Genomic DNA, 11,085 nt, shown 5'->3' on the forward strand with positions numbered 1-11,085 from the left:
CGCGCCTGGAGGCAAGCCGTCCGCCGTCGCCGAGCCGCCGCCGTCGGTGCACGGCGACGCCGGCACCCTGGCCGCCGCGGGCGACGAGCGGGCCGCCTACAATGTCGCCTTCGATGCCCTGAAGGCGGGCAAGTACGCCGACTCGGCGAACCTGTTCCAGAACTTCCTGCAGGCCTACCCGAACGGCGTGTATGCGCCGAACGCGCTGTACTGGCTGGGCGAGAGCTACTACGCCACCAAGAACTTCCAGTTGGCCGAGGCCCAGTTCCAGGACCTGATCGGCCGCTATCCGACCCACGACAAGGCGCCGGGCGCGCTGCTCAAGCTGGGTCTGTCCCAGTACGGCGAAGGCCGCGTCCAGGATGCCGAGCAGACCCTGCAGCAGGTCGGCGCGAAGTATCCTGGGTCCGATGCCGCGCGGACCGCGCAGGACCGCCTACAGTCGATCCGTCTCGGCCAGCAGCTGCGCTGACCCCCTTACGCTGCCGCCGCCGTCGCGGGAGCATCTTTCTCCCGCCATGGCCGCCGTTCCCAGCGATATCGTCCAAAGCCCGCTGCCCCGCCTGAAGCTGACGGAGATCTTCCTGTCGCTGCAGGGCGAAGCCGAGAGCGCCGGCTGGCCGACCGTGTTCGTGCGCCTGACCGGCTGCCCGCTGCGCTGCAGCTACTGCGACACCGCCTACGCCTTCCATGGCGGGCAGTGGTGGGACATCGACGCGATTCTCGAAGAAGTGGCGCGCCACGGCGTGCGCCACGTCTGCGTCACCGGCGGCGAACCGCTGGCGCAGAAGCGCTGCCTGCAGCTGCTGCAGCGCCTGTGCGACGCCGGCTACGACGTGTCGCTGGAGACCTCCGGGGCGCTGGACATCGCCGAGGTCGACCCGCGCGTGTCGCGGGTGCTCGACATCAAGACCCCGGCGTCGCAGGAAGCGCACCGCAACCGCTGGGAGAACCTGCCGCTGCTGACCGCGCGCGACCAGATCAAATTCGTCCTGTGCGGCCGCGCCGACTACGAGTGGGCGCGCGCCATGGTCGCCGAACACCGGCTGGACACCCGCTGCACGGTCTGGTTCTCGCCGAGCAAGAGTGAACTGACCGCGCGCGACCTGGCCGACTGGATCGTCGCCGACCGCCTGCCGGTGCGGTTCCAGATGCAGTTGCACAAGCTGCTGTGGAACGACGAGCCGGGGCGGTAGCTGCGCGCTGGCGCGCAGCTGGGAATCGGGAATGGGAAACGGGAATCGGAGAGCGCCACGCGGTCGGCGTGGCTCTACCTGATCCGCTTTCGCTTCTCGAAGACCTTCGATCTTCCCGGTCCAGCCTGACTGCTACGCTCTTCCCATTCCCGTTTCCCCATTCCCCACTCCCGGCATCCAGATGAAAAACGCCGTCGTCCTTCTCTCCGGTGGCATGGACTCCGCCGTCGTCGTCGCCATCGCCCGTGCGCAGGGGTTCGCGGTGCATGCCTTGAGCGTGCGCTACGGTCAGCGCCACACCTCCGAACTGGACGCCGCCGCGCGTGTTGCCTCGGCGCTCGGCGCGGTGGCGCACAAGACCGTCAACGTCGACCTGCGCAGCATCGGCGGCTCCGCGCTGACCGACGACATCGAGGTGCCGGATGCCGGCGGCGACGGCATCCCGGTCACCTATGTGCCGGCGCGCAACACCATCATGCTGTCGGTGGCGCTGGGCTGGGCCGAGGTGCTGGGCGCGGCCGACATCTTCTGCGGGGTCAACGCCGTGGACTATTCCGGCTATCCCGATTGCCGCCCCGAGTTCATCGACGCGTTCCAGACCCTGGCCAACCTGGCGACCAAGGCCGGGGTGGAGGGTGCCGGGCTGCGCGTGCATGCGCCGTTGCAGCACATGAGCAAGGCCGACATCGTGCGCGAAGGCGTGCGCCTGGGCGTGGACTTCGGCCTGACCGTGTCCTGCTACCGCGCCGACGACGCCGGCCGCGCCTGCGGCCACTGCGATGCCTGCCGCCTGCGCGCGGCCGGCTTCGCCGACGCCGGCGTTGCCGACCCGACCCGCTACGCCTGATTTCGCGAAACGCCCCGTGCTGGGGTAGACTACGCGCCCCGGTGCAACGCCGGGGTCTTGTTTTGGGCCGTTAGCTCAGTCGGTAGAGCAGAAGACTTTTAATCTTTTGGTCGATGGTTCGAATCCATCACGGCCCACCACCCCGATCAAGTCCTGGCAACTATGTGTGGCTTCGGGACTTGATGATTTTTATTGACAGTGTCTGCATTGTATGCTTTTCATTGCGGCAGAGCCGAGCTAAATCTAATCGAATAACTTCATCAACGAGTCTAGTTCTGGTACGCGTCGCCTCGCATTCAGTAATACCTCGATAGGGAATCGCTCTTGCAAAATGCTATTCGTATGCGCTTCCCCTCCAAACGCGGCGGCGAAGGCTGCTTTGCATTCTCTCGTGGTCTGAGGTACGGGTAGGACTGCAATGCGTAGTAGTACTGCCTCAAGGCATGGTTCGAAAGGAATCATCAAAATGCCTGCGCGACGAGCTTGCGCTTGCACTTGGTCATTCCAATCCGTGTCGGTATCGAAAAGAGCGGCGCGTGTGTTGTAACGCCCTCGTTGTGTCACGCGTACCGATGAGTTAATGACATGACGGGCCCCGAAGCCCCGCGCGTTGTAAATTTCAATAGCAGGCCCCTTTCCTCCGCATGTCAGACCGGATTTTAATATCTTCGCTAGTATCTGTTCCGCATCTCCCTCAACGGTCAGATGAGTGGTGCGCTGAATTTCCCGCTTATATCGAGACATGCGCTGATCTGGATCTCAACCGACTGTAGGAATGGCGCCAAGGGCGCCGGTTTCGTACTTCACGCGCAAATTGTCGTCAGAACGCAGACCCTTGATCTCGTCGCCACGGAAAGCGGTACTCACACAGTCAATTTTTTCAACGAAGGTCACTTGGCTTTTCGAGAGGTATTCCAGAACCTTGGTGGTGTGCGATGTAAAAATTAGTTGCGCTCGATGAGGGTTGGTTTCTTCACTATGGAAGAGTGCTAATAAAGGTTCAACCAAGTCCGGATGTAAGTCGCTCTCCAACTCATCAATCAAGGCAACGCCGCCGACCTCCAATACAGGTAAAAGTATTGCCAAAAGGCAGTACGCCGATTGAGTGCCATTGGACTCATCCCACAGGGGTAGCTTAAATCTCGTGCCATCCGGAGCTGTGTGTTCGACCAACGTCAAGTAGTTGTCAGCATCAGATTCTTTGTCGTTCTCGGATGTGGATGGCTTCATTTTTTCTATAATAATGTCACTTAAGCCGAGATCCCATCGTTTCATTAGTGATATGGTTTTTTGCCGGTGCGCGCTATTAAAGTGGAACGTTTCACTTGCTTGGCGCAATTGCTCGAAATTCATGTGTTCACGACCAAGCATTGTCACATTGTAAGCTACGCCGAGCAGTGAAATCTCCAATGCAATTTCTACCCCGTACTGCGCAGCGGTTGAGATCAAGGAAGCATTCTGGCGAACCTTTTTTGCCTCAGTAGGCGAAAAGCCAAAACCTTGTTGGGCAATGTTATAGCTCCCTGAGTCGCTGTCCCATTCCCGCTTGAAGACATAGACAAACTTTTTCTGTCTACGATAGAGGGCTTCCCACAAAACCCGGTTGTCTTCGGACTTGAGTTCGTAGCGCCAGACACAGCCTTCAGCATCCGCCCACTGGACTTCAAACTCCACAGGATTTTCCTGATCCAGCAGGCGGCGCGGTAGTGGCAAGCGAGCTGTTGGTGGGCTCTGAAAGGAGGCTGACACGAACCAGTGTAAGAAGGCCAGCGGCTTCAAAAGCCCTGTCTTTCCGGAAGCATTTGGGCCAAACACGGCCATAGCGGTCGTTATTCGTTGGCCGCCCATGTCCGTTCTTTCCCACCCACCTGTTGCTGCTTGGGACTTGAGTGTGAGGTCGACTTTGGTCCAGCCCGTAAAACTCTGGAAGTTCTTAAATCTGTAGTAGTGCAGCACGCAAACCTCCTGTTCAATGAGCTAATTTAGCAGGAAATCTACAGAATTTTGTGATTCATATGTCTTATCGTCGCATCTGAGGGGGCTTTGGGCGTGTGCGCAGGCCGTGCCAACGCCCATGGCGCCTGCCGATCTATGCAAACATCGCCAGGGAGTCGATCATGAAGCTGTGGGGGTCTTGCTCCTCCGCACGTCAGATGCGCTCGAAAGCAGTAGCGCTAGGCGATTGCCAGAGCGCGCCTGCTGCTGGATGAAGGTTCGCATCGGTATATCTCTGATGCTGGCTGCGCGCGTCGATCCCTTCTGCGCTCCGGTAGCCTTGGTGAGGACATGGTCGCTGCGGTATCGCCCGGAGTGAAGGTATCCTGCGGAAACTATCGCGGGGTACGCCGCCTTGACGACGGCGTCATGTATGCGTTTTGTTGAAGATCCCGGCCAGGCTTTCGCTGAGGATCAACTGCAGGTGCATGCGACTGAGCTCCGCGTGGGTGGTCATCATCATGTGCAGGCCGCCCTACCTCGCCGCGACAGCGTGGACGTGGGCCTGGAATTCCGCGAGGCCACAGCCCTGCCATGTTAGGGATGGCGGTGCCCAGCGGCTCAGGCCGTCGGCGCCGTCTGGCTGCGCATGGCCTGCGCAGCGGTACGCAGGGCCTGGCCGATGTACTGCAGGGTCTTCGAGCGGACCGCGACGTGCTGCCAGTACAGCGGGACGTCGAGCCAGCGTTTTTGGTCGACGACGACGATCTGCCCCTGGCGCAACGCGGGTTCGAGCATCTGCTCCGGCGCCATGCACCAGCCCAGGCCGCGCGAGGCCGCTTCGACGAAGCCGATGGAGGTCGGCAGGTAGTGGATCGGTGGGTTCAGCCGCGAGCGCGTGATGCGGCGCACGAAGCGCTCCTGCAACGTGTCCTTGCGATTGAACACCAGCATCGGCGCATGTGCCAGCGTCGCGGCATGCAGACCGTCAGCGAAGTGGTAGGCGATGAAGGCCGGCGAGGCGATCGCGCGATACCGCATCGTGCCCAGCGGCAGCACGTTGCAGCCCTGCAGGGCCTTGGCGGACGAGGTGACCGCGCCGAGTACCATGCCGCTGCGCAGCAGCTCGAGCGTGTGGTCCTGGCCATCCACATGGATGTCGAACAGATAGCCATGCGCCTCGTGCAGCGCCGCCAGCGCAGCCAGGAACCAGGTCTGCAACGAATCGTCGTTGACGGCGATCGCGATGCTGCGCGCCAGGGTACTGCTGCTGGACGCGGGCAGTAGGTCCGCCACCGCTTCGGCCTCCAGGACCTGCATCGGTCGCACGCTGCGCAGCAGGCGTTCGCCAGCGGGCGTGGGGCGACATGGCGCCTGGCGCACGACCAGCACTTGGCCTAGGCGGTCTTCCAGCGCCTTGATCCGTTGCGAGACCGCAGACGGGGTCAGCGCGAGACGACGCGCGGCGGCGTCGAAGCTGCCTTCTTCCAGCACAGCGGCGAAGGCGGACAACTGCGGGTGCAGCAGATCCATGGTGGTGCCTGCATTAGTAATGCTTCATAGCCTACAGAAAAACAAGTTTGGCTAATCCAGCGAACGGGTGCAGCATGCTGCCCCCACGCACACCAGGACGGGATGGATGCTGTTGCATGCACTGTTGGCCGGCTTCTTCGCTGGTGCTGGACTGATCGTCGTCATCGGCGCGCAGAATGCCTTCGTGCTGCGCCAGGGGCTGCAACGCCGGCATGTCGGCCTGGTGGTAGCGGCCTTCGCCGCTGGCGACGTCGTGCTGATCGTGCTCGGCGTGGCCGGTATCGGCGCAGTGGCGACCACTTGGCCGCTTCTGCTGCAGGCGTTGCGCTTCGGCGGTGCTGTCTTCCTTGGCGCGTATGCGCTGTTGGCCGCGCGCCGCGCCTGGCGTGGCAGCGGTGGCCTTCTGGCACAGGGACAGGATCAGCCTGGTTGGCAGCGCGTCCTGCTCACCTGTCTGGCCTTCACCTTCCTCAATCCGCACGTGTACCTGGACACCATGGTGCTGCTCGGCAGCCTGTCCACCCGCTATCCGGGACCGCTGCGGTGGGCCTTCGCGCTGGGTGCCTGCCTGGCCAGCGTCGCCTGGTTCTGCAGCCTGGGCTACGGCGCACGCCTGTTGCAGCCGGTGTTCCGCAGGCCCGGCGCGTGGCGGTTGCTCGACGCGGCGGTCGCGGTGTTCATGCTCGTGCTGTGCTTGTTGTTGCTTCTGCGGCCGCTGGGCTGAGCGAGCAGGCGTTGCATCTACGAATGCCGCGCTGGCGAGGATCGCCTGCTGCGAGCGTCAGGCCTGCGCCGTGCTGAAGATCCCGGCCAGGCTCTCGCTCAGGATCAACTGCAGATGCATGCGGTTGAGCTCCACGCCGGTGGTCATCATCATGTGCAGGCCGCCGCACATCGCCGCGACCGCGTAGACGCGGGCCTGGAATTCGGCTTCGCTGCCGCTCCAGCCGTGGTCGCGCAGCATGCGCCGCAGCAGGTCGCCGAGGTTCTGCACCAGGGATACGTTGAGCCGGCGCGCGTACTGCGCCAGTTCGGGGTCGCGTGCGGCGGCCAGGTCCATCTCCAGATCCAGGCGCCGCCGCCGCTGGTTGGCATCGGCCACCAGCCAGTCTTCCAATGCCCCGGCGATGAACGTGGTCGCGTCCTGGTGCGGCGGCGGTTGCAGCAGCCACATGGTGCGGATCGCACGCTCGTAGCCGCGTTCCATCAGCGCCTGGACCAGGCTGCGCTTGTCGTCGAACTGCCGACGTACCGCGCTGCAGGAGACCTCGGCAGTCCCGGCGATCAGTTCGAAGGTGGTGGCGCCGAGGCCGTTCTCGACGATGCAGCGCTCGGCCGCATCGAGGACGTCATCGTGCAGGCGCTGCTCGCGTTCGCGGGCGCTGTGCAGCCGGACTACGTTGGACATGGCGTGAGCTCGGGGGGAAGCGATGCCACATGAAGGGGAGGTGTGCCGGGCGACCGGCCGCGACGCGCACGCGATGCGTGACGCCGCCGCGGACGGCATGCCGACAAAGGCAGCGCGATTGTAGACGCGATGCGTCGCGGTCGCGCGTGCGGCGGCAAGTCAGTCGATCCCATCGCCACCACCGTGACGGGCGGCACTCTCGAGTGGGGGTGTCGATGCGCACTTCGCGCGCAATGGACGCAGCGGGCACGGCTGCATGACTGGGTGCTGGAGCGCGCGCGTGGGAGCGGGCGGTTTCAGTGGTGCCGGCACGATACGGCGCACCGCGGGGTGCTGCGATTGGGGATGTGAACAGGGGGACTGGTGCTGTCGGAAAGTTCCAGGCCGCGTGCGGACCAGCATGGGAGTCCGGCGGGCACTGCTGTCAACTTCGGGAAGTGCGCGGTAGGAGTGCCTTCAGCCGCGACGGGCGTTACCGGGAACGCTCCGTGGGGGGATGACGCAACGTATATCGGTTCGAGCGTGGCGGGAGCGGATCATTGGCGCTGCCCTCGTGTCGCCGTGCTTACCAGCCGAACGGCGGCGGGCCGTAGGCGCCGGGATAGTAGCCGCGACCGAACACCGGGCCGTCGCCGCGGCCGACGCTGATGCTGATGCCCATCTGCCGCGGCTTGCCGTCATCGGTGTAGGAAGTCTTGCACAGGTTCAGATTGGCGGCCTGGTAGTTGCTGTTGCCGCCATGCGTGGAGTAGCCGATGCCGGTGGCGACGCTGCCGTGTACGTCGCCGTTGCAGCGGTCGGCCTGCGCCTGCAGGGCCTCGGCGCGCGCCTGCGCTGCCGCCGCCTTCTGCGCCGAGGCCGAGGTGCCGCTGGTATCGCCGTAGTACGTGCCCGGCGGATCGGCCTTGGTGCCGGGATCGGCGTAGGTGATCGGTTGTTGCGGCACGCTCAGGTCGAGCTTGCGCTTGGCCGCCTCGCTGTCGCTGGTGGCATCGGCGGTCTGGGCCAGGGCCGGGCCGGCAAGCAGGGCGCAGGCGAGGAGAAGGAGGCTGCGGTTCATCGGGCATCCGCCAGAAGAGAGGGGCCCGGCGGAGCCTGTCAGACGCTCCGCCGTGACGCTGACGCTATCAATACCACGTTGAACCCGGCCTGTCGGCGCCGCGGGCCGCGCCGCGACGTGCCGATGCTGCAGGCGCCGGTGCCGCGCTTCAGCCCTGCCCGTGCACCACGTCGAGCAGTTGCTGGCCGTAGCGGGCCAGCTTGCTGCCGCCGATGCCGCCGACCCGCGCCAGTTCGTCCAGGCTGCTCGGACGCTGCTCTGCGATGTTGCGCAGGGTGCTGTCGTGGAAGATCACGAAGGCCGGCACGTTCTGTTCCTTGGCCAGGCCGGCGCGCAGGTCGCGCAGCGCGTTGAACAGGGGCAGGTCCTGCGCCTGCACCGGCACGCCGGTGCGCGGGCTGCCGCTGCGGTCGCCGCGCTCGCGGCCGCGGCTGGGCAGTTCGCGGCGCATCATGATCTTGCGTTCGCCCTTGAGCACCTGGCGGCTGGCGTCGGTGAGGCGTAGGCCGCCGTAGGCGTCGCTGTCCACTTTCAGCAGGCCGGTGGCGACCAGTTGCCGGAACACGCCGCGCCAGGCGCGCGCGTCCAGGTCCTTGCCGATGCCGTAGGTGCTGAGCTGGTCGTGGCCGAACTGCTTGATCTTCTCGCCTTCGTTGCCGCGCAGGATGTCGATCAGGTGGCCGACGCCGAAGCGCTGGCCGCTGCGGTACACGCAGCTCAGCGCCTTCTGCACGGCCACCGTGGCATCCCAGGCGTCGGCCGGCTGCAGGCAGTTGTCGCAGTTGCCGCAGGGCTGCGGATAGGTCTCGCCGAAGCCGGCCAGCAGCACCTGGCGGCGACACTGCATCGACTCGCAGTAGCCCAGCAACTGGTCGAGCTTGCGCCGTTCCACGCGCTTGCGTTCTTCGCCGGCCTCGCCCTGCTCGATCATCTGCTTGAGCAGCACCACGTCGCCCAGGCCGTAGCACAGCCAGGCCTCGGCGGCCTCGCCGTCGCGCCCGGCGCGGCCGGTCTCCTGGTAGTAGCCCTCCAGCGACTTGGGCAGGTCGGTGTGGGCGACGAAGCGCACATCGGGCTTGTCGATGCCCATGCCGAAGGCGATGGTGGCGCACATCACGATGCCGTCCTCGCGCAGGAAGCGGCGCTGGTTGTCGGCGCGCACCTCGGCCGGCAAGCCGGCATGGTAGGGCAGGGCGTTCAGGCCCTCGCGGGCGAGGAAGTCGGCGGTCTCCTCGACCTTGCGCCGCGACATGCAGTAGACGATGCCGGCGCTGCCGCGGTGCGCGCGCAGGAAGTCCAGCAGCTGGCGCCGTGCATTGTCCTTCTGCACCACCGTGTAGCGGATGTTGGGGCGGTCGAAGGAGCTGACGAAATGGCGTGCCTGGGCCAGGTCCAGGCGCTCGGCGATCTCGCGCTGGGTCGGCGGGTCGGCGGTGGCGGTGAGGGCGATGCGCGGGGTCTGCGGCCAGCGCTCGTGCAGCACGGTGAGCTGGCGGTATTCGGGGCGGAAGTCGTGGCCCCATTGCGACACGCAGTGCGCCTCGTCGATGGCGAACAGGGCGATGCGGCTGCGCTCGATCAGCGACAGGAAACGCGGGGTCAGCAGCCGTTCGGGAGCGACGTACAGCAGGTCCAGTTCGCCGGCCAGCAGGTCGCGCTCGACACGCTGCGCGGTCTCGCCGTCCAGGGTGGAATTGAGGTATTCGGCGCGCACGCCGAGCTGACGCAGCGCCTCGACCTGGTCCTGCATCAGCGCGATCAGCGGCGAGATGACGATGCCGGTGCCGTCGCGCAGCAGCGAGGGAATCTGGTAGCACAGCGACTTGCCGCCGCCGGTGGGCATCAGCACCAGCGCGTCGTGGCCGGCGGCGACGTGTTCGACGATGTCCTGTTGCAGGCCGCGGAACTGGTCGTAGCCGAAGACGCGGCTGAGCAAGGCGTGGGCGGGGGAAGACATCTGTGTAGGATACCGCGCCGCGCAAGGGCGGTTGGCTTCCTGGTGTGCGCAAGCGCGTGTCAGGCGAACGCGCGCTGGTCTGTAGGAGGCGACGGTCTTGCGGTCGCGGCAGACGGAGCCTGTCGCGGGCCGAGATCGAAAGGCGTCGGGACTGAAGTCCCTCCCACAGTGCACCCAGCCAACGTCTCGCGCGTCTCGCGCCGCGCGAAGGGGCGCGCGGGCGGCGCGCCCTGCCTGCCAGGCAGGCAGGGCGGAATCCCTTACTGCAGCAGCGAGCGCAGCATCCAGGCGTACTTCTCGTGGGTCTGCAGGCGCTGGGTCAGCAGGTCCACCGACGGGTCGTCGCCGGCGTCGTCGGCGGTCTTGAGCACCTTGCGCGCGGTACGGCACACCGCTTCGTTGCCGACCACCAGCTGGCGCACCATTTCGCGCCAGTCGGCGCTGTCGCTGAGGCCTTCCTCTTCCGGGATCGAGGTCAGTGCCGCGTATTCCTTGTACGAGCCCGGGGCGTTGAAGCCCAGGGCGCGGATGCGCTCGGCGACGTCGTCCAGCGCCGCCCACTGCTCGGTGTACTGGGTCTCGAACATCAGGTGCAGCGAGTTGAACATCGACCCGGTCACGTTCCAGTGGAAGTTGTGGGTCTTCAGGTACAGGGTGAAGGCGTCGGCCATGTAGTGCGACAGGCCGTCGGCGATCTTCTTGCGATCGCCGCCGCCGATCCCGATATCGATGTTGGGCGCGGACGGCGCCAGGCCGGCCAGCGGCTGGCCGGCGACGGCCTTGCTGGCGGCGTTCTTGGTCTTGCCGGGGGTCTTGTTCTTGGCCATGGGAGTTCCTCTTTGGGGGTTACAGACGAGATGGCGTCACAATAGACAGACTAAAGCATGTGCTGTGATTCAACGTTCAATGGCATCCGATTGATGAACGCTATCGAAAAACCTTCCGTGCCGGCACGCCTGCGCGAACGCCGCGCCGCGATCGACGGCGCGCTGACCCGCGACCGCGGCCGCCTGCTGGGCCTATGGTCGCGCTGGCAGGCCGCACCCGGCAATGCCGCGCTGGAGACGGCGTTCGAGCAGGCGCTGCAGGCGTCGCAGGCGCGTTGCGCCGCGCGTGCGGCGCAGCAGCCGGCGATTACGTTGGATCCGC

Annotated in this window: 11 protein-coding genes, 1 tRNA gene and 1 pseudogene; 6 read left to right on the forward strand and 7 right to left on the reverse strand. The window is 65.3% G+C overall.

Annotation, left to right across the window (positions count from 1 at the left end; translation table 11 throughout):
* The 4 genes from ybgF to D180_RS09425 all read left to right on the forward strand — a co-directional run.
* On the forward strand, positions 1 to 472 hold a 472-nt coding region (ybgF, locus tag D180_RS09410), incomplete at its 5' end, for a tol-pal system protein YbgF (RefSeq protein WP_017912591.1).
* Between the two features lie 46 nt (positions 473 to 518).
* Complete coding sequence (gene queE, locus D180_RS09415) at positions 519 to 1,196, forward strand: 7-carboxy-7-deazaguanine synthase QueE (protein WP_017912592.1); 678 nt, start codon at positions 519 to 521, stop codon at positions 1,194 to 1,196.
* A gap of 181 nt (positions 1,197 to 1,377) precedes the next feature.
* Positions 1,378 to 2,043 carry a 7-cyano-7-deazaguanine synthase QueC gene (gene queC, locus D180_RS09420; RefSeq protein WP_026143259.1) on the forward strand — a complete coding sequence of 222 codons (666 nt, stop codon included), beginning with the start codon at positions 1,378 to 1,380 and terminating at the stop codon, positions 2,041 to 2,043.
* A gap of 64 nt (positions 2,044 to 2,107) precedes the next feature.
* Positions 2,108 to 2,183: transfer RNA gene (locus D180_RS09425), tRNA-Lys, on the forward strand.
* A 619-nt stretch (positions 2,184 to 2,802) separates the two neighbouring features.
* Here D180_RS09425 and D180_RS22985 read toward each other — a convergent pair.
* From D180_RS22985 to D180_RS09430, 3 genes and pseudogenes are all read right to left on the reverse strand, one after another.
* On the reverse strand, positions 2,803 to 3,999 hold the full coding sequence (locus tag D180_RS22985; RefSeq protein ID WP_081616456.1) for an ATP-binding protein: 1,197 nt from the start codon (positions 3,997 to 3,999) through the stop codon (positions 2,803 to 2,805).
* A 406-nt stretch (positions 4,000 to 4,405) separates the two neighbouring features.
* A pseudogene (locus D180_RS23455) lies at positions 4,406 to 4,552 on the reverse strand (TetR/AcrR family transcriptional regulator); the annotation flags it as partial.
* A gap of 47 nt (positions 4,553 to 4,599) precedes the next feature.
* Positions 4,600 to 5,511: a LysR family transcriptional regulator ArgP gene (locus tag D180_RS09430; RefSeq protein WP_017912594.1), complete on the reverse strand. Its 912-nt coding sequence runs from the start codon at positions 5,509 to 5,511 to the stop codon at positions 4,600 to 4,602.
* Positions 5,512 to 5,617: 106 nt separating this feature from the next.
* Between D180_RS09430 and D180_RS09435 the strand changes: the two genes are divergently transcribed.
* Positions 5,618 to 6,235: a LysE/ArgO family amino acid transporter gene (locus tag D180_RS09435; protein WP_017912595.1), complete on the forward strand. Its 618-nt coding sequence runs from the start codon at positions 5,618 to 5,620 to the stop codon at positions 6,233 to 6,235.
* A 57-nt stretch (positions 6,236 to 6,292) separates the two neighbouring features.
* On the opposite strand, the gene D180_RS09440 is transcribed toward D180_RS09435, so the two are convergent.
* From D180_RS09440 to D180_RS09455, 4 genes are all read right to left on the reverse strand, one after another.
* Positions 6,293 to 6,919 carry a TetR/AcrR family transcriptional regulator gene (locus D180_RS09440; RefSeq protein WP_017912596.1) on the reverse strand — a complete coding sequence of 209 codons (627 nt, stop codon included), beginning with the start codon at positions 6,917 to 6,919 and terminating at the stop codon, positions 6,293 to 6,295.
* A gap of 565 nt (positions 6,920 to 7,484) precedes the next feature.
* The gene (locus tag D180_RS09445; RefSeq protein ID WP_017908753.1) at positions 7,485 to 7,979 is read right to left on the reverse strand and encodes a hypothetical protein; all 495 of its coding nucleotides are present in this window, start codon (positions 7,977 to 7,979) and stop codon (positions 7,485 to 7,487) included.
* A gap of 148 nt (positions 7,980 to 8,127) precedes the next feature.
* Positions 8,128 to 9,936 carry a DNA helicase RecQ gene (recQ, locus tag D180_RS09450; protein ID WP_043090714.1) on the reverse strand — a complete coding sequence of 603 codons (1,809 nt, stop codon included), beginning with the start codon at positions 9,934 to 9,936 and terminating at the stop codon, positions 8,128 to 8,130.
* 260 nt (positions 9,937 to 10,196) lie between these two features.
* Positions 10,197 to 10,763 (reverse strand): Dps family protein, encoded by a 567-nt coding sequence (locus D180_RS09455; protein WP_010344296.1) that lies wholly within the window; start codon positions 10,761 to 10,763, stop codon positions 10,197 to 10,199.
* A gap of 93 nt (positions 10,764 to 10,856) precedes the next feature.
* Between D180_RS09455 and D180_RS09460 the strand changes: the two genes are divergently transcribed.
* The coding region (locus D180_RS09460; protein WP_043090715.1) for a hypothetical protein at positions 10,857 to 11,085 on the forward strand (229 nt) is incomplete at its 3' end.

Source organism: Xanthomonas sp. SHU 166 (assembly GCF_000364685.1).
GTDB classification, from domain to species: Bacteria; Pseudomonadota; Gammaproteobacteria; order Xanthomonadales; family Xanthomonadaceae; genus Xanthomonas_A; species Xanthomonas_A sontii.

Bases quoted from the DNA above. Each gene is read 5' to 3' on its own strand.
- queE (WP_017912592.1), top strand. From the start codon at position 519: ATGGCCGCCGTTCCCAGCGATATCGTCCAAAGCCCGCTGCCCCGCCTG.
- queC (WP_026143259.1), top strand. From the start codon at position 1,378: ATGAAAAACGCCGTCGTCCTTCTCTCCGGTGGCATGGACTCCGCCGTC.
- D180_RS09430 (WP_017912594.1), bottom strand. From the start codon at position 5,511: ATGGATCTGCTGCACCCGCAGTTGTCCGCCTTCGCCGCTGTGCTGGAA.
- D180_RS09435 (WP_017912595.1), top strand. From the start codon at position 5,618: ATGCTGTTGCATGCACTGTTGGCCGGCTTCTTCGCTGGTGCTGGACTG.
- D180_RS09440 (WP_017912596.1), bottom strand. From the start codon at position 6,919: ATGTCCAACGTAGTCCGGCTGCACAGCGCCCGCGAACGCGAGCAGCGC.
- D180_RS09445 (WP_017908753.1), bottom strand. From the start codon at position 7,979: ATGAACCGCAGCCTCCTTCTCCTCGCCTGCGCCCTGCTTGCCGGCCCG.
- recQ (WP_043090714.1), bottom strand. From the start codon at position 9,936: ATGTCTTCCCCCGCCCACGCCTTGCTCAGCCGCGTCTTCGGCTACGAC.
- D180_RS09455 (WP_010344296.1), bottom strand. From the start codon at position 10,763: ATGGCCAAGAACAAGACCCCCGGCAAGACCAAGAACGCCGCCAGCAAG.